Annotated in this window: 12 protein-coding genes; 9 read left to right on the top strand and 3 right to left on the bottom strand. The window is 68.6% G+C overall.

What is annotated here, in order from left to right:
- Nucleotides 1–10: 10 nt before the first annotated feature.
- The 3 genes from OG558_RS43245 (at nt 11) to OG558_RS43235 (ending at nt 2,325) form a co-directional block, all read left to right on the top strand.
- Nucleotides 11–1,570 carry an FAD-dependent oxidoreductase gene (locus tag OG558_RS43245; protein WP_405068221.1) on the top strand — a complete coding sequence of 520 codons (1,560 nt, stop codon included), beginning with the start codon at nt 11–13 and terminating at the stop codon, nt 1,568–1,570.
- A gap of 204 nt (nt 1,571–1,774) precedes the next feature.
- The gene (locus OG558_RS43240) at nt 1,775–1,924 is read left to right on the top strand and encodes a hypothetical protein (RefSeq protein WP_405068220.1); all 150 of its coding nucleotides are present in this window, start codon (nt 1,775–1,777) and stop codon (nt 1,922–1,924) included.
- Nucleotides 1,925–2,052: 128 nt separating this feature from the next.
- The gene (locus OG558_RS43235; RefSeq protein ID WP_405068219.1) at nt 2,053–2,325 is read left to right on the top strand and encodes a hypothetical protein; all 273 of its coding nucleotides are present in this window, start codon (nt 2,053–2,055) and stop codon (nt 2,323–2,325) included.
- A 1,065-nt stretch (nt 2,326–3,390) separates the two neighbouring features.
- On the opposite strand, the gene OG558_RS43230 is transcribed toward OG558_RS43235, so the two are convergent.
- The 3 genes from OG558_RS43230 to OG558_RS43220 form a co-directional block, all read right to left on the bottom strand.
- Nucleotides 3,391–3,894, bottom strand: coding sequence for a Cys-every-fifth RiPP peptide CefA (locus OG558_RS43230; protein ID WP_405072292.1), 504 nt, complete (start codon nt 3,892–3,894; stop codon nt 3,391–3,393).
- A gap of 754 nt (nt 3,895–4,648) precedes the next feature.
- Nucleotides 4,649–7,564: a glycoside hydrolase family 2 TIM barrel-domain containing protein gene (locus OG558_RS43225; protein WP_405068218.1), complete on the bottom strand. Its 2,916-nt coding sequence runs from the start codon at nt 7,562–7,564 to the stop codon at nt 4,649–4,651.
- Entirely contained in the window at nt 7,561–9,357 is a 1,797-nt protein-coding gene (locus tag OG558_RS43220) for a glycoside hydrolase family 127 protein (protein ID WP_405068217.1), read from the bottom strand. Before OG558_RS43220 ends, OG558_RS43225 begins: the two co-directional genes overlap by 4 nt.
- A 226-nt stretch (nt 9,358–9,583) precedes the next feature.
- On the opposite strand from OG558_RS43220, the gene OG558_RS43215 reads away from it, so the two are divergent.
- Genes OG558_RS43215 through OG558_RS43190 form a run of 6 tightly spaced genes read left to right on the top strand, consistent with a single transcriptional unit; the run spans nt 9,584 to nt 18,053 of the window.
- Nucleotides 9,584–11,947 carry an Ig-like domain-containing protein gene (locus tag OG558_RS43215; RefSeq protein WP_405068216.1) on the top strand — a complete coding sequence of 788 codons (2,364 nt, stop codon included), beginning with the start codon at nt 9,584–9,586 and terminating at the stop codon, nt 11,945–11,947.
- A gap of 11 nt (nt 11,948–11,958) precedes the next feature.
- Complete coding sequence (locus OG558_RS43210; RefSeq protein WP_405068215.1) at nt 11,959–13,947, top strand: ABC transporter substrate-binding protein; 1,989 nt, start codon at nt 11,959–11,961, stop codon at nt 13,945–13,947.
- Complete coding sequence (locus OG558_RS43205; protein WP_405068214.1) at nt 13,947–14,945, top strand: ABC transporter permease; 999 nt, start codon at nt 13,947–13,949, stop codon at nt 14,943–14,945. The genes OG558_RS43210 and OG558_RS43205 overlap by 1 nt, the downstream gene beginning before the upstream one ends.
- A gap of 6 nt (nt 14,946–14,951) precedes the next feature.
- Nucleotides 14,952–16,040, top strand: coding sequence for an ABC transporter permease (locus OG558_RS43200; protein ID WP_405068213.1), 1,089 nt, complete (start codon nt 14,952–14,954; stop codon nt 16,038–16,040).
- 10 nt (nt 16,041–16,050) lie between these two features.
- On the top strand, nt 16,051–17,052 hold the full coding sequence (locus tag OG558_RS43195; RefSeq protein WP_405068212.1) for an ABC transporter ATP-binding protein: 1,002 nt from the start codon (nt 16,051–16,053) through the stop codon (nt 17,050–17,052).
- Nucleotides 17,053–17,078: 26 nt separating this feature from the next.
- Nucleotides 17,079–18,053: an ABC transporter ATP-binding protein gene (locus OG558_RS43190; RefSeq protein ID WP_405072291.1), complete on the top strand. Its 975-nt coding sequence runs from the start codon at nt 17,079–17,081 to the stop codon at nt 18,051–18,053.
- Nucleotides 18,054–18,060 lie beyond the last annotated feature (7 nt).

Raw genomic sequence — 18,060 nt, 5'->3', positions numbered from 1 at the left:
AGCGAAACGCGTGGAACTCACGACGGACGTGCTGGTGGTCGGGGGCGGCCTTGGAGGTGTCGCGGCCGCGCTTGCCGCGGTGCGGCTGGGACAGCGCGTCGCCCTCACCGAGTCGACAGACTGGCTCGGCGGTCAGCTGACCAGCCAACTGGTGCCACCCGACGAGCACCCGTGGATCGAGGAGTACGCCGCTCCCGGGTACTCCGAACTCCGCCGGCGGATCCGGGACTACTACCGGCGCAACTACCCGCTGCGACCCGAGGTGGCCGCCGATCCGCTGCTCGACCCGGGGCGCGGCGCCGTCAGCCGGTTCTGCCACGAACCGCGGGTCGCCGCGGCGGTGCTCGAGGAAATGCTCGCACCCTGGCGGGCGAGCGGCCACCTGACCGTTCATCTCGAGCACGAGCCGATCGCGGCGCACACCGGTGGCGACGAGATCGACGCAGTGACGCTACGCGACCTCCGCTCCGGGAACGAGCTGACCGTATCGGCCGCATACGTCGTCGACGCGACCGAGCTCGGTGACCTGGTGGAACTGGCCGGGGTGGAGCACGTGGTCGGCGCCGAGAGCCGCGCCACCACCGGCGAGTTGCACGCGCCCGAGGTTGCCGATCCGCTGGACCAGCAGGCCTTCTCGTGGTGTTTCGCGCTGGAGCACCGGCCAGGGGAGGACCACACCATCGACAGGCCGGCCGGGTACGCGCACTGGCACGACCACATCGCGCCGTTCTGGCCGGGACCGCAGTTGTCCTGGGAGGACGTCGTACCGGTCACGTTGGAGCGCCGGGAGTGGCGGTTGTTCGAGGCGAACCCGGACCGGCTCGCGCCTTTCTCGCTGTGGCGGTACCGGCAGATCCTTGCCAGCAGCAACTTCCTGAACGGAGCGATCCCCGACGTCACCGTCGTGAACTGGCCGCAGCTCGACTACTGGGAGCAGCCGCTCGTCGGGGCGGCGGACCCCGCGGCGGCGCTGGCCGCGAGCCGGGACCTGTCCTTGTCCTTCCTGTATTGGATGCAGACCGAGGGCGGCTACCCCGGTTTGCGGCTGCGGCCGGATGTCACGGGTACGGCCGACGGTCTGGCGAAGGCGCCGTACATCCGGGAATCGCGGCGGATCCAGGCCGAGTTCACTGTGCTCGAGCAGCACGTCGGGGTCGAGGCGCGGCCGGACGGGTCGGGGAGTGAGGTGTTCGCCGACACCGTCGGGCTCGGACGGTACCGGATCGACCTACATCCGAGCACGGCCGGCCGCAGCTATGTCGACATCGAGGCTTATCCCTTCCAGATCCCGCTCGGCGCGCTGATCCCGGTCCGCGTCGACAACCTGCTGCCGGCGAACAAGAACATCGGCACGACTCACATCACCAACGGCTGCTACCGCCTGCATCCGGTCGAGTGGAGCATCGGCGAGGCCGTCGGCGCGCTCGTCAGCTTCTGCCTCACGAACGGGCTGTCGCCGCGCAAGGTCCGGAACAACCCGAACCATCTGGCCGACTACCAGCGCCTGCTCACGAACGAGCTCGGCGTCCGGCTCGCCTGGCCGGACGAGATCCGTACGCACCGCGACTGACAGACGAATCCCGCGTTCAGGAAGTCCGCCCTCGCCGGCGACGAGTACATCCAGCCGGTGGTGACGGCGATCCGGTCAATCGCGTCGAACGTGATCCTGATGGGAGTCCGTACTGGAGCACCCGGCTGAACGGTGCGGTGACCGATCCGATTGCCCGGGGCAACATCGCGTACGTCCACCACCTCTATCCGAACCAGGGTCCCGTTGACCGCGGCCAAGGGCGATCCGAAGTTCGGCTTCGCGGACTGGCTGGCCGGCTCTCCCGCGGTCTCGCCCTGCTCCGACTTCCTGGCCCGGGGTGCCACGGTCCTCGACGTACGACGCTTCCTCGGGCGCGGCGAAGGCGGTGGATGAGTCGTGAATCGACACCTGGCACTGGATGTCGGCCCTCGGCGACACGGCACCGGTCCTCACGGTGAATCTAGGCACGTGCAAGGACGTCAACGAGGCCGCCGTCGACAGCGGCTACGGCTACCCGAACGTTGCCACCGGCCACCGTCCTGACCGTCTTCCAGGTCGCGGCGCACACCGCCGCCGGCTGGGTCCAGCTCGGCGTCGTTGTCACCGCCGACACCCGGCCCCTCGTCTCATTCGCCGGACCACAGATCTCGGCGTACGCGCGTTCGGACGGCAACTCGTACCGCTCGCCGATCGCCTCGTCGTCCGCCACCGCGAACCAACTGCGCCTGACCATCACAGACCCCTCCAGCACCACTCCCGACATCGCCCGCGTCTACGCGGCCACCGCGCACTGAAGCTCGGCCAGCCGGTGCGCGAACTCGCTCAGCATCGCATCGCCGGCGCCCTCCGACAGCTGGAGGCGGCACTGACTGCGGAAGGCGCGCCTGAAGGACGCGGTGTCTGCGACCACTCCCAACCGGCAACCACTGGCCGACACCTGGCTCGCTGCACGGCGCACACACCCCACCAGCCCACGTCAGATGACCGTGATCCCTACTCGATTCCTGGTCTCGCTCGGTGTGATGTTTTCCCTTGTGGATAAGGGCTTTCGGGGTCCCGACGGATTTGCCGCAGCCTCATAGCGTTGCGTAGAATCGCACACATGTTCGAAGGAGACCTGGCGACGCTGACGACGGCCGACCTGCTGGCCTCGGCCGCCGACCACGACGCCGAGGCCCGGCGGGTCGACGCGCGGCGCCTGGAACATGCCCAGGTCTATGCCGATCGTTTCCATCCTGACGCGTGTCCGGTCCGGCCGGGCCGGCGTGCCTGCGACGGCCGGGAACGGGCGGTGGTGCTGGGTGGCGACGGGTGCCCGGAGATCCTGGAGTTCGCGATCGCCGAGTTCGCAGTGATCCTCGGCATCTCCCCGCGGGTCGCGGCGAACTACATCGGTCAGGCGTTGGCGTTGCGGCACCGGTTCCCGTTCACCTGGGCCCGGGTCTTGGCCGGTGAGGCGACCCCGTGGAAGGCGTGCCGCATCGTCTCGGAGTGCGCGAAACTGTCCGAGGACGCGGCCCGTTACGTCGACCAGCGGGTCGCACCCCTGATCGATTCGATCACCCCGTACCGGCTGAACAAGATCGTCCAGGCCGCGAAAATGCACGCCGACCCCGCCCTGGCGCGGGCCGAGGCCGCCGAGAAGGCCCGTGAACGCGGCGTGTTCGTCGGCCGCTCCACCGAGCACGGCACCAAGACCATGTACATCAAGGCGGCCGCCGGCGCGGTCATCCGCAACGAGGCGACCCTGGCCGCGATCGCCGACGCCCTTAAAACCTTCGGCGACACCCGGTCGGTCCAACACCGCCGCGCCGACGCGGTCGGGATCCTCGCCGACCCTCGCTACACCCAAGAACTCCTCACCCAAGCCCGCCACCACCACACCAACACCTCCGCGCCGGACACCTCCGCGCCGGACACCTCCGCGCCGGACACCTCCGCGCCGGACACCTCCGCGCCGGACACCTCCGCGCCGGACACCTCCGCGCCGGACACCTCCGCGCCGGACACCTCCGCGCCGGACACCTCGACCCTGGACGCCACCGCTCCGGGCACGACCGCTCGGGAAGGCGCCGGCGCTCCGGGCACCACCGCCCGGGGCGGCACTGCTTCGGGTGCGAGTGCTCCGGGCGCCGAGTGCCCCGAGGCCGGTGACGGTCGCTCTCACGGGACCACCGACCTGGCCCGGGCTCTTGCTGACCACCTGGTCGGATCGGGCCACGGCCTCGCTCCCGCGAGGGCCACCGGGATGGCCGGGGCTGCCGCGAAGCCCGGCGTGGGACGAGGTTCCCGGTGGGGTGATGAGGACCGGACCAAGAGACACGACGAGCCCGGCCTGGACGACGAGGCCGATCGCGACGCACCCCACCCGAGTGGCAGCGCCCTGCCCGACCCCCTCGACACCCCCGACACCGTGCCGATCGAACCCTTCGACCCCTCCGACCCCGGCCTACACCTCGACCCCGACGACGGCGAACCCCTGAACGCCGCCGCCCGCCGCGCCCTGCACGCCCGCCTGGCCCAGATCAAACAAGACGCCTACACCACCCACACCACCCCAACCGGCGCCGACCGCGACGGTAGTCCCGACCGGACCCGCGGACGAGTGCGTCCGGGCCAGACCCAGATCTACGTTCACCTCACCGACCACACCCTGGCCACCGGCACCGGCGTCCTCCGCGCCGAACACATCGGGCCGCTGCTCGCCGACCAACTGGCCGAACTCATCGGCCACGGCCCCTACACCGTCAAACCCGTCATCAACCTCAACGACGCCGTCAGCGTCGACGCCTACGAAATCCCCGACCGAATCCGCGAACGCATCAAACTCACCCACCCCGTCGAACTGTTCCCGTTCGGCACCCAAGAGACCCACCGCGGCATGGACCTGGACCACCTCCGGCCCTACGACCCGCTCGGCCCACCGGGTCAAACCAACACCACCAACCTCGCGCCGCTGGGCCGGTACGGTCACCGGGTCAAGACCCACGCCCACGGCTGGACCGTCCACCGCCTCGACCCCAAAACCCTGGAATGGACCACACCCCGGCTTCAGCTTCCACGTCGACCCGACCGGCACCCACCGAGTGCCGAAGGCCACGCCGGATCCCTGAACGGTCACCCCAGGCTGAACCGGAACCGGTGCGAGCAGGCCTGCAGGTCGTGCGGCGGGAGGATCGGAGCACCGCTGGTCGGACTACCCAAGCCGTGCTGCAGGGCATCCAGAGTCACCCACACCTTGTCGCCCGCGACCAGATCCTGCGGATGCGCTGCGGCCGCGAGTTCGGCGATCGTCCACCTGCGAACGGTCAGTGCAAGGTGTGGGTCGCCGGCCAGCCGGATCTTCCCGGCCCTGCCGGACAGTTCGGCCCAACGCACGTCTGCCCGCGAGCCGTTCTCCTGTGGATAGAGAAACGGTACCTGGTAGTCGTCGATGGTCGAGGTGTAGCGGCCGATGCGCGCGGCGGCCCGCGAATCCGGATACGCCTGCCCCGGCCCCAGCCCGAACCAGCTCACGTCCTGGAATCCACCCGGCAGCCCGAACGTCACCCCAACCCTTGCCCAAGGCACCATCCACTGACCAGCCGGCTCCACCTCCACCTCAGCAGCCAGCCGGTCCCCTTCCGCCCTCCATCGGTACGTCGTCAACACCCGAGCGTCCGTAGCCGCCGCCCCCACCATCGTCACCACAACGAACTCGTCTCCGGCCGCCTCCACGGACACCGTCCGATACCGCAACCGGTCCAGCCCGGCGTTGGCCCACCGTGTCGTCCGGTCCAACGTGGTTGCATCCCAGGTCCGCGCATCGTGCTGAGTAGGCGCCCGCCACAACTCCAACGGCACGTGCTCAACCTCCCACCCAGACAGGCTGATCAGCCTCCCGGTCCGCCCACAGAACCGCCCCGCTCCAAGCCGGACGTCGCCGCCATCCTCCAATCTGGTGGGCTGACCCACGGCAGCGCGGGTTGACGCACCGGACTCCGGGATGCGAACCCACAGGCTGGTGGGCTGACGCGGGAGATTGGGGTGCGCGGGATGCGCGTTCGGGGTGACCTGCGCTTGGGTGAAGGCGACCTCATGTCCTGCACTCGCCCACGGGGTGTCGTTGGCCAGCACTGCCCGGACTGTCAGCCAGCGTTCGCGGTTCTGAGGCGGCGCGGAGAAGTCGGGCAACTTGACGGTCGCCTCGGAGCCTGCGGCGATCACCGGCAGGTCTAGGGAGCCCTGCGCGACCACCTCACCGTCGTCGGCGAGGTCCCAGTGCAGCGCCAGGTGGGTGGTGTCGAGGACGTCGTACCGATTGGTGATCTTCACGGCGTCTGAGACCACAGACAGGTGGACGGGCTCGAAGGCTTTGCGGACCTCGGCCAGGACTGGTTGGGGAGTGAGGTCCGGGAAGACCAGCCCGTCCAGGACGTACGTGCCGTCGTGGAGTTCCTCGCCGAAGTCGCCGCCGTACGCGTACGTGCCGTCAGGGCGGAGGATGCCGTGTTCCATCCACTCCCAGAGGAATCCGCCCTGGCAGCGTTCGTAGGTGTGGAAGAGCTCCTCGTACTCCGGCAGCCCGCCAGGACCGTTGCCCCCGGCATGCGAGTACTCGCACAACACGAACGGCATCGCCCGCCGCCGCGCGTCCAGGGCCGGATCGTCCAACGGCTTCTCAGCCCGTCGGCCGATCGCCTCGACCTCGGCGTGGGAGGCATACATCCGGCTGTACACATCGACGTCCGCACAGGTCAGATCGCCCTCGTAGTGCAGCGGCCGCGACGGATCACGACGACGCGTCCACTCCGCCATCGCCGACAGGTTCGCCCCGACGCCGGCCTCGTTGCCGAGGGACCACATCACTACGCACGGGTGGTTCTTGTCGCGCTCGACCATCCGCCGCATCCGGTCCAGCGAGGCGTCCAGGAAGCGCGGATCGTCGGCCGGGTTCCCGCGCCAATCCAGCAGGAAGAAGCCGTGCGTCTCGTAGTCGCACTCGTCCATCACCCAGAACCCGAGCTCGTCGCACAGCTCCAGCAGCCGCGAGTCCGGCGGGTAGTGGCTGGTCCGGATCGCGTTGATGTTGTGCTGCTTCATCACCAGCAGCTCCCGCCGCAGCCGCTCCGTCGGTACGACGCGACCGAGCACGGGATCGTGTTCGTGCCGGTTGACCCCGTGGAACAACACCCGCCGCCCGTTGACCGTCAGTACGCCGTCGACGATCGCCACCGAACGGAACCCGATCCGCAGCGACACGGTCTCACCGGGGGTCACGACGACGGCGTCGTACAACCGCGGTGCCTCCGCGGACCACGGCTCGACGCCGGGGATCATCACCGACTGACCAGCCGTCGCCTCGACACCCAGTTCCGCGATTCGCACGACCGCACCCGGGACGGATTCCACCCGCAGCGTGCCGGCACCGGTCCGATGGTCGTAGTCAGCATGGACCCAGACATCATCCACACCATCAGCGGGCCGGGCGATCAGCGTGACATCGCGGAAGATCCCCGGCAGCCACCACATGTCCTGGTCCTCGAGGTAGCTCCCCGACGACCACTGATGCACCCGCACCGCGAGCACGTTCTGCCCCGGACGCAGTACGGCACTCACGTCGAACTCACTCGGCAACCGGCTCCCGCGAGTCACACCGAGCTCGACGCCGTTCAGCCAGACCCGCGCACACGAATCCACCCCGTCGAAGCGGAGTACGGAAGGCCCGTCCCACGACGCCGCCAGGTCGAACACCAGTCGGTGGTCCCCAGTCGGGTTCTCATCGGGCACGTACGGCGGATCAACCGGGAACGGATACTTCTGGTTCGTGTACGCCGGCCGCCCGTGCCCGTGCATCGGCCAACTCGACGGCACCGGCAAGTACGCCCACTCGGAGTCGTCGAAATCCACCTTTTCGAAGCCATCATCCGCGACCGTCTCCGCCAGCCGGAACCGCCATTGACCATTGAGACTCAGCCGTCCCGCATCCGTGCGTACGGCGGCCCGCGCCGGCAGCACGCCGTACCCGGGGCCCGGGTCTTCGTAGTACGTCATTCCGAGACCCACACCGTCATCGGCCCGACCGTCCGATTGGCCCACGCGTAATAGGGGATCGCCGTCAGCGTCTGCCCGTCCCGCGCCGGCACCTCGACTGTCGTCACCCCACCCAGCAAATCCGGCCGCTCCCGCTCGACCAACGCACCCGGCACCACAGCCGTCTCATCCAGTACGACGTCCTGGTCCAGCTGCTCGAAGCAGTACACCAACGGCCCACGCTCGATCGCGATACACCCACGGACCGAGTCGATCCGTTCGTCCGGCGACGTACGACGAGCCTCCACGGGCAACTCCAGGAGCAGCTCGTCACCGGCCTGCCAGCTCCGCCGAAGCGGAAGCAGCCGCCCGGCAGCCCCCGTCCGCTGCTCCACGCCGTTGATCGCGAGCGTGCAGCCGGCGGCCCAGGCGGGAAGGCGAAGGCCCAGGGTCCAGGCCTCGCCCGGCGACTCGGTCACGCGCACCCGAACAGTGCCGTGCCACGGATACTCCGTCGTCACCTCCAGCCCGACCGTGCCAGCACCGATCTCGGCGGTCACCGCAGCCGGCGCGTAGAGCTGCAACTGCACCCCGTTGTCGTCCGACGTCGCGACCAGTTGATCGAGGGACGAGAGCGTGCGCATCACGTTCGGCGGGCAGCACGCCGTCCCGTACCACGGCTGTCTCCCGCCGATCGCGGACCGCTGGTCATCGGCGTACGCGTGCTGTCGCACCTTCAACGTGTTCACGTAGAAGAAGCTGTCCCCGGTCAGCGAGACCCCGGAGATGACCGCGTTGTACAGCGTCCGCTCGATCAGGTCGGCGTACCTGCTCTCGCCGGTCGCGAGCAGCAGCCGCCAGCTCCACTGCACGCTGGCGATCGCCGCGCACGTCTCGCAGTACGCCGTATCCGGTGGCAACTCGAACGGGTCGCCGAAGGCCTCGCCGTACCACCGCGATCCGACGCCGCCGGTCAGATACGTCTGACTGCCGACCATCGTCTGCCAGGTAGCCCGGAGCGCATCGAGAAGCTCGGTGTCACCGGTCTCGACGGCGACATCGGTCGCCCCAGCCGCGAGATACAACGCCCGCACGGCATGTCCCGCGAGCGTCCGTACGGCGCGCACCGGCAAGTGATCCTGGAAGTACGCCGGCCCATGATGACCCGGCGGGGTCAGCAGCCCGTGCCCGCGCGCCTCGACGAAGTACGACGCCAGCTCCAGGTACGACGGCGTCCCGGTCTCCCGGTACAGATCGACCAGGGCCATCTCGATCAGCGGATGACCGTCGACACCTTCCAGCCGGCCCGGCCCGAACGTCTTGCACAGCAGATCGGCGAGTCGGCAGGCGACGTCGAGCAGTGTGCGATCACCGGTCGCCCGCGACTGCGCGACCGCGGCTTGCAGCAGGTGGCCGGCGCAGTAGAGCTCGTGCCCCTTCTCCAGATCGCCGTACCGCTGACCGTCGAGCACAAGTCGCGTGTAGGTGTTCAGGTAGCCGTCCGGCTCCTGTGCGGCAGCCACCAGCGCGCTCGTTGTCGTCTGCCAGGCCGCGAGCTCGCCGGCCGGCTCGCGGGCCTGCTCCCAGGCGACCGCCTCGAGCCACTTGTAGACATCCGTGTCCGCGAAGAGCTTCCCGGCGAACTGACCCACGCTCGAGCGATCCGCGGCCCGGCGGAAGTTCAGCAGCGTGCCCGCTTCCTCCAGCCGCCGGGCCGCGGCCGGGATCGTCGAGGTGCGGTTGATCCGCTGGCGTTCGGACCAGAAACCACCGGTGATCCGCGCAGCGCCGAGGGGGAGTGGGCGAAGGGGCATGGCTGAAGGAAACCATCACCGTGACGGGGCCGACAAGGGTTCGGCGCCGGATTGGTGCAAACGATTGCCGCCGCGCGATCTCGTGGCTGCAAACGATTGCAAGTCATCCGCGTCATGCTCTTGACACTCCTTCGTAACCTCCGCAACCATGAGGCCCGTCGATCCATTCGATGCCGATTAGATATTCACTCCGGCGGCCGCCCCCTGCGAAAGTGAGGCATGGACGATGACTGAAACTTCCTCCGGCTGGACCCGGCGCGGGTTCGTCGGGACCACCGCCGCCGCCGTCGGCGCGGCCTCCCTGGGGATCGCGCCGACCGCCTCGGCGAAGACCGCGACCGCCGCATCCGCCGCGAGCGAGGACCGGCTGCCCGCGTTCCCCGGTGCCGAGGGCGCCGGGAAGTGGGCCGTCGGCGGCCGCGGTGGTTCCGTCTACGAGGTGACGACGCTGGCCGACTCCGGTCCCGGCTCACTGCGCGAGGGCGTGTCCGGTTCGGACCGGACCATCGTCTTCCGGGTCTCCGGCACCATCGAGCTGCAGTCCCAGTTGCTGATCGCCGGCAACAACCTCACCATCGCGGGTCAGACCGCGCCCGGCGGCGGCATCTGCCTGTCGGGCCACAGCACCGGGATCAAGGGCAGCGCCCACGACATCGTGATCCGCTACCTGCGCTTCCGGCTCGGCGACCACTTCGAGATCGCCGACGACTCCTTCAACACCAACGTGCCCGGCTCGGTCAGCCCGGAGATCCGCAACCTGATCATCGACCACTGCTCGTTCAGCTGGGCGGTCGACGAGTGCCTGTCGCCGTACGGGAACTTCGACGTCACCGTCCAGTGGTGCATCGTCTCGGAGGGCCTGGCGCTGTCCGCACATCCGAAGAACCGGCACGGGTACGGCGGGATCTGGGGTGGCGAGCGCAACACCTACCACCACAACCTGATCGCCCACCAGGGCGGCCGGCAGCCGCGGTTCGGCTACACCGAGGGCATCAACCTCGAGGTCGACCACTACAACAATGTGGTCTACGACCACGGCTACACCTCGGTGTACGGCGGCGAGTGGTCGAACGGCATCAACATCGTCGGCAACTACTACAAGCCCGGCCCGACGACGCTCGGCGAGGTCGCCCCGGTCATCGTGAGCGCGAACCGCGGCGGCCAGTGGTACGTCGCCGGCAACCAGGTCGACGGCCATCCCGACGTCACCGCGCACAACCGGCGGGGCATCCGGTACCCGATCGGCGGCATCGTCGACCTCGCCGAGCCGCAGCCGATCCCGGGTCGCGGCGACATCCAGTCCGCGGCCAAGGCGTACGAGGCCGTGCTCGCGAACGCCGGCGCGATTCTGCCGCGGCGGGACGCGGCCGATGCCCGGGTGGTCGACGAGGCCCGCAACGGGACCGGACGGCTGATCAACTCCCAGAAGGAGGTCGGCGGATACCCGCCGCTGGTTCAGACCGAGGCGCCCGTGGACTCCGACCACGACGGCATCCCGGACTGGTGGGAGAAGGCGCAAGGCCTGGACCCCAACGATCCGTCCGACGCCCAGAAGATCGCGCCGAACGGCTACACCTACCTGGAGAACTACCTCAACTCGATCGTCCCCGACCCGGTCGGCAGCCCGGCGGTACGGATCACCAGCCCGACGTACAACCAGACGATCCCGGGCCGGACCGCGCCCACCGTGACGGTCGAGGCGGACGCCGCGCCGGCCAAGGGTGGCGAGCTGGCCGGCGTCGAGTTCTTCGTCGGCGACCAGTCGATCGGCTCGGCGGCCACAGCGCCGTACCGGGTGCAGTGGAAGAACGTTGCTGACGGCACCTACTGGGTGACCGCGCGGGCCACCGACCGGAACGGGACGGCGACCCAGTCGACCGCGGTGCCGGTGCACGTCAACCTCCAGTCCGGTACGCCGGGTTGGACGTCGGCCGCCGTCGGCAAGCCGGCGGTCCCGGGCTCGGGCAGCCTCGACAGCGGGATCCTGACGATCAAGGGCTCCGGCCGGATCCTCGGCCGGTCGAGCAACTTCCACTACGTGTACCGCAAGCTCCAGGTCGGCGGCGCCGGATCGGTCGCCCAGATCACCGCCCGGCTGGACAAGATCGCCAAGGTGGCGAACGGGATCACCGCCGGCCTGATGATCCGCGACAGCCTCGACCCGGCCGCGCCGTTCATGTACGGCGGAATCGGGTTCGGCGTGGCCGGCGGCATGGGCACGGTCGGCGACAACGCGAGCGACGCGCCGGACGTCACCGACGACGGCGGCCTGAAGGCGCAGGCGATCCGGATCCAGACCGACGGCACGGTGCCGAGTGTCGGGCCGTGGCCGTGGGACGGCAGCTACCTGGATCCCACCAAGCAGTACTGGCTGCGGCTGCTCCGGCGTGAGCGACCGCAGGCGCGGGAGGTCGAGTTCGAGGCCTTCATCTCCACCGACAAGACCAAGTGGGACCGCTTCGGCTACGAGAAGATCATGATGCCGAGCCGGACCTTCTACATCGGACTCGCGATCGACGGCGGCAAGGTGGACAACGCCCTCGTCGACTACGGGACCGCGCAGTTCAGCAACCTCTCGGTCGAGCAGTGAGGCAGGAAGCGATGTCCGGAGCACGACGTACGATCGACCGCAGGCGGATTCTGCAGGGTGGGTTGGGCCTGCTGGTAGCGGCCACAGTCCCCGGCTGCAGTTTCTTCGACACCAAGCCGGCCGGTGCCGGCGCACAGGCTGCCGCAGCCGGTGAGAAGGAGTCGCCGATGCTGAAGGCCCTGGTGGACAAGGGATCCCTGCCACCACTGGCCGAACGCCTGCCGAAGAACCCGCCCGTGATCAAGCCGCTGTCCGGCCAGGCGCAGTACGGCGGGACCTGGCGCTCGGCCATGCTGACCCAGGAAGACACCCAGTGGCTGTGGTACGCGATGGCCTACGAGCCGCTGGTGCGCTGGAAGCCGGACAAGACCGGCAAGCCCGGGTACGACGAGATCGAGGCGAACGTCGCCGAGTACGCGGTCGATGCCGACAGCAAGGAATTCACCTTCACGCTGCGCGAGGGCCTGAAATGGTCCGACGGGAAGCCGTGCACCGCGGACGACATGCTGTTCACCGTGCTCGAGGTGCAGTGCGACACCGGCCTGCACCCGGATGGGATCTACGACGCCTTCCTCTCGCCCGACACCGGCAAGCTGGCCACGATCGAGAAGGTCGACGAGCGGACGGTGAAGTTCACCTACACGGCGCCGCAGCCCTCGCTGCTCGGGCAGATCGCCGACGCGATCTTCCTGCGTGAAGGCGCCTACGGGATGCTGTTGCCGAAGCACTACTTCCAGCAGTTCCACCTGAAGTACAACCCGAACGCGAACGCGCTCGCCAAGAAGGCCGGCGTCGGCAGCTGGACCGACCTGTTCACCCAGAAGCAGAACCCGTTCACCAACGCGGACCAGCCGACACTGGCGGCGTGGAAGGTGGGCACTGCGCTCGGCAAGGGTTCCGCGGTCACGCTGAGCCGCAACCCGTACTACTGGAAGGTCGACGACCAGGGCCGGCAACTGCCCTACATCGATGCCTGCCGGGTCGAGGTGGTCCAGGACGCGCAGGTCGAGCTGCTCAAGGTGATGAACGGCGAGTTCGGCATGCAGTACCGCAACTTCGGCACCCCGCAGAACAAGCCGGTGGTGGCGCAGAACCGGGACAAGGGCGGCTACAAGATCTTCGAGGTGCCGACCCAGCTCACCAACACGATGCTGATCGGCATCAACCAGACGCACAAGGATCCGGTCAAGCGGACGCTGTTCGCGAACAAGGAGTTCCGGATCGGGCTGTCGTACGCGATCAACCGCAAGGAGATCGTCGACGCGGTGTACGCCGGTCAGGGCGAGCCCTGGCAAGGCGCTCCGCCGAAGGACTCGCCGTACTACAACGAGCAGCTCGCCACGCAGTACCTGGAGTTCGACCTGGCGAAGGCGAACCAGCACCTGGACGCCGCCGGGCTGACGAAGAAGTCAGCGGACGGCCGGCGGCTGGGCGCCGACGGCGAGCCGGTGTCGGTGACCGTGCTGGTCAGCGAGTCGTTCCCGGACCACGTCGAGGCGATCGAGTTCGTCAAGAAGCGCTGGCTCGCGGTCGGCGTCGAGTTGCGGACCCAGGCCGTCAGCGAGGACCTCTACAAGGAGCGGGTCAAGGCCAACGACCACGACGCCGGGACCTGGACCAGCGGCACCTTCGTGCTGCCGACCGGCACCGGTGGCGATCACTACTGGGTGCCGACCAACGACGGCAGCGCTCGCTACGGCATCGGCTGGGCGCAGTGGTACCAGTCCCACGGCAAGGAAGGCACCACGCCGCCGCCGGAGGTCCAGAAGCAGCTCGACCTGTTCACCAAGGCCCGCAACGAGCCGGACCCCGCGAAGACACTCGACCTGGGCAAGCAGGTGCTGCAGATCGCGGCCGACCAGTTCTACTACATCGGCACCAGCAGCGTGCCGAGCACGTACGGCGTCGTGAAGAACGACTTCCTGAACGTGCCGGACCAGATGATCGAGGCCGTTGCCCCTGGCATCGTCCATCCCGAGCAGTTCGCGATCGGCACGTAATGCTGCGGTTCGTGACCCGGCGGCTGCTCTGGATGGTCCTGACGCTGGCGGCGATCTCGTTCGTCACCTTCGTCGTGATCAAGCTGCCGCCGGGCGACTACACCTCCACGGTGATCGCGAACGCGGAGGCTCGCGGGCAGGACATCCCGGACTCGCAGATCGCCGAGCTGAAGCGGCACTACGGGCTGGACAAGCCGTTCATGGTGCAGTACCTGACCTGGGTCTCCGGGGTGGTGCTGCACGGCGACCTCGGTCAGTCCTTCGCCTGGAACCAGTCGGTGGCCAGCCTGATCGGCAGCCGGGTGCTGCTCTCGATGGTGCTGTCGATCGCGAGCCTGCTGTTCGTCTGGGCGATCGCGTTCCCGATCGGCATCTACAGCGCCCTGCGGCAGTACTCGCCCGGTGACTACTTCGCGTCGTTCCTCGGCTTCATCGGGATGGCCGTGCCGGAGTTCATGCTCGCACTGGTGATGATGTACGTCGGCTTCCGGTACTTCGGCCAGAGTGTCGGCGGACTGTTCTCCCCGCAGTACGCCGACGCCGCGTGGAACCTGGGCAAGCTGCTGGACCTGATCTCACACCTGTGGATCCCGATCGTCGTGGTCGGCGTGGCCGGCACCGCGGGGCTGATCCGGATCACCCGGGCCAACCTGCTCGACGAGTTGCACAAGCCGTACGTCGCGACCGCACGGGCGAAGGGTCTGCCCGAGTGGAAGCTCCTGCTGAAGTATCCGGTCCGGATGTCGCTCAGCCCGTTCTTCAGCACGGTCGGCTGGCTGCTGCCCGGCCTGATCAGCGGCGAGACGATCGTGTCGGTGGTGATGAGCCTGCCGACCAGCGGCCCGCTGCTGCTCGGCGCGGTGAAGAGCCAGGACATGTACCTGGTCGGCAGCTTCGTCCTCATCCTCAGCACGCTGACGGTGATCGGCACGATGCTCAGCGACCTCGCGCTGGCCTGGTGGGATCCGCGGATCCGCACCCGGTTCCAGAAGGGATAGGTCAGGATGCTCCAGCAGACAGCGCAGCAGACCGTCCCGCAGACCCAGTGGCGGTTGATGTGGCGCCAGTTCCGCCGCCACAGACTGGCCCTGATCGGGTTGATCGTGCTGGTCCCGATCTATTTCGTCGCGCTCTTCGCGGGCTTCTTCGCGCCGTCCGGCAGCGACACCGCCCACACGTCCCTGCCCTACGCGCCGCCGCAGACGATCCAGTTGTCGACCGAGCACGGCCTGTTCGTCTACGGGTTCTCGTCCACCCGGAACAACGAGACCTTCGAACAGACCTTCACCGTCGACAAGTCCAAGATCATCGACGTCGGGCTGTTCGTCCGCGGCGACAGCTACAAGGTCCTCGGGCTGATCCCGTCCGACATCCACCTGATCGGACCGGTGAACGCCGGCGACCCGTTCTTCCTGCTCGGAGCCGATCAGTCGGGTCGCGACCTGCTGTCCCGGCTCATCCTCGGCGCCCGGGTCTCGTTGTCGATCGGTCTGGTCGGCGTGTTCGCCAGTTTCCTGCTCGGCATGCTGATCGGCGGCATCTCCGGGTACTACGGCGGCTGGGTCGACAACGCGATCCAGCGGGTCATCGAGTTCATCATGTCGATCCCGACGCTGCCGCTGTGGATGGCGTTGTCGGCGGCGTTGCCCGGCGGCTGGGGGCCACTGACCCGGTACTTCGCGATCACGGTGATCCTCTCGCTGATCGGCTGGACCGGACTCGCCCGGGACGTCCGCGGCCGGTTCCTCAGCCTGCGCGAGGAGGACTTCGTGATGGCCGCGCGGCTGGACGGTGTCAGCCGGCGCGGGATCATCTTCGGCCATATGGTGCCGTCGTTCGCCAGCCACATCATCGCGTCGGTGTCGATGGCGGTGCCCCGGATGATCCTCGGCGAGACCAGCCTGTCGTTCCTGGGCCTCGGTCTGCAGCCGCCGGCGGTGAGCTGGGGTGTCCTGCTCGAAGGCGCGCAGAACATCCGGGCCGTCGCCACCGCGCCCTGGCTGCTGACCCCGGGCCTTGCGGTCGTGGTCGTCGTACTGGCCATGAACTTCGTCGGCGACGGTCTCCGCGACGCCGCGGATCCCTACAAGTAGGAGGACTCCGATGGCTACGCCTTTGCTGGAAGTCCGCGACCTGAGGACTCACTTCGAGCTCGACGACGGTGTCGTGAAGGCTGTCGACGGCGTCGACCTGACCGTGAGCCGGGGCCGCACGCTGGCGGTGGTCGGGGAATCCGGCTGCGGCAAGAGTGTCACCGCGCGCTCGATCCTGCGCCTGGTCGAGCGCCCGGCCCGGATCGTCGGCGGCCAGGTCCTCCTGTACGGCGACGAGCCCGGAAGTGACCCGCTGGACCTGGTAGCCGCGAAGGACAAGCGGCTGCGGCAGGTGCGGTGGGCCGACATCGCGATGGTGTTCCAGGAGCCGATGGCGTCGCTCAGTCTGGTACACACAATCGGCGACCAGATCGTCGAGGCGATCCGGCTGCACGAGCAGGTCGGCAAGGCGGTGGCCCGCGAGCGTGCGGTCGAGCTGCTAAGCCGGGTCGGCATCCCGGACCCGCAGCGCCGGGTGGACTCGTATCCGTTCGAGCTCAGTGGCGGCATGCGGCAGCGCGCGATGATCGCGATGGCCCTGTCCTGCCAGCCGCGGTTGCTGATCGCGGACGAGCCGACGACGGCGCTGGACGTGACGACGCAGGCGCAGATCCTCGATCTGCTGCAGGATCTCCAGCAGGAGTTCGGCATGGCGATCATGCTGATCACGCACGACCTGGGCGTCGCCGCGCAGGTCGCCGACGAGGTCGCGGTGATGTACCTCGGCGAGGTGGTCGAGCATGGTCCGGCCGCCTCGGTACTGAGTCGCCCCAAGCATCCCTACACACAAGCGCTGGTGCGCTCGGTACCCCGGCTCGGGCAACTCGGTCAGCGCCGGCTGGCCGCCGTCCGGGGGACCGTGCCGCCGCCGTACGAGCGGCCGTCGGGGTGCCGGTTCCATCCACGGTGTGACGCGTTCATGGCCGGGAAGTGCGACGAGACCGTCCCGGTCCGGGTGCGGACCGACGACATCGACGTCGCCTGCCTGCTGTACGGCGAGGGGGAGCAGTGAGCCTGCTGACGACGAACGGCCTGACCATGCACTTCCCGCAGCATGGCGGGTTCTTCGGCCGGAGCCGCGGTGTGGTGAAGGCGGTCGACGGGGTCGACCTGTCCATCCGCGCCGGCCGGACGCTCGGGTTGGTCGGGGAGTCGGGGTGCGGGAAGACGACGCTCGGCCGCTGCATCGTGCGGGCGTACGAGCCGACGTCGGGCAGCATCATGTTCGACGGTGTCGATCTCGCCGCGCTGTCCGAGCGGGAGCTGAAGCCGTACCGCGCGCAGGTCCGGCTGATCTTCCAGGACCCGCACTCCTCGCTCGACCCGCGCAAGACCCTGCGCGACACCGTCGCGGAGCCGTTGCGGGTGCACCAAGGCGGTTCGCGCGACGAGATCGACGACAAGGTCGCGGCGTTGCTGCGTCGCGTCGGACTGCGGGCGGAGTACGCGAACCGCTATCCGCATGCCTTCAGCGGCGGTGAGCGGCAGCGAGTGGTGATCGCTCGTGCCCTGGCGACCGACCCGCGGCTGGTTGTCGCGGACGAGGCGGTCAGCGCGCTCGACGTATCGGTCCGGGCCCAGATCCTCAACCTGCTGAAGGATCTGCAGGAGGAATCCGGGCTGACCTATCTGTTCGTGTCCCACGACCTCGGCATCGTCGAGCATGTCGCCGACGACGTCGCGGTGATGTACGTCGGCAAGCTCGTCGAGAGTGCTTCGACCGAGGAGCTCTACACCAAGCCCCTGCATCCCTACACCGAGGCGCTGCTGAGCGCCGTACCGGATCCCGATCCCGCGTCCCGTGGCAAGCGGTCCCGGATCATGCTCCGTGGCGAGATCGCGGATCCCTCGAAGGTGCCGCCGGGCTGTCCGTTCAGTCCGCGGTGCGGTTACGCCGAGGAGCGTTGCCGCAAGGAAGTACCTGAGCTTCGTGAGGTCGGCGGACGCCGTGTCGCCTGCCACTTCGCGGAACAGCTGGACCTGAAGGGTGTCACCGCCGTCGTTCCGGCGTGACACCGCC

The organism is Kribbella sp. NBC_01510 (assembly GCF_045040325.1).
Lineage (GTDB): Bacteria > Actinomycetota > Actinomycetes > Propionibacteriales > Kribbellaceae > Kribbella.
This window is presented reverse-complemented; position numbering and strand designations above follow the sequence as displayed.

Excerpts from the sequence above, each read along its gene's own strand:
- OG558_RS43225 (WP_405068218.1), bottom strand. The coding sequence starts at position 7,564 with ATGACGTACTACGAAGACCCGGGCCCCGGGTACGGCGTGCTGCCGGCG.
- OG558_RS43220 (WP_405068217.1), bottom strand. The coding sequence starts at position 9,357 with ATGCCCCTTCGCCCACTCCCCCTCGGCGCTGCGCGGATCACCGGTGGT.
- OG558_RS43215 (WP_405068216.1), top strand. The coding sequence starts at position 9,584 with ATGACTGAAACTTCCTCCGGCTGGACCCGGCGCGGGTTCGTCGGGACC.
- OG558_RS43210 (WP_405068215.1), top strand. The coding sequence starts at position 11,959 with ATGTCCGGAGCACGACGTACGATCGACCGCAGGCGGATTCTGCAGGGT.
- OG558_RS43205 (WP_405068214.1), top strand. The coding sequence starts at position 13,947 with ATGCTGCGGTTCGTGACCCGGCGGCTGCTCTGGATGGTCCTGACGCTG.
- OG558_RS43200 (WP_405068213.1), top strand. The coding sequence starts at position 14,952 with ATGCTCCAGCAGACAGCGCAGCAGACCGTCCCGCAGACCCAGTGGCGG.
- OG558_RS43195 (WP_405068212.1), top strand. The coding sequence starts at position 16,051 with ATGGCTACGCCTTTGCTGGAAGTCCGCGACCTGAGGACTCACTTCGAG.
- OG558_RS43190 (WP_405072291.1), top strand. The coding sequence starts at position 17,079 with ATGCACTTCCCGCAGCATGGCGGGTTCTTCGGCCGGAGCCGCGGTGTG.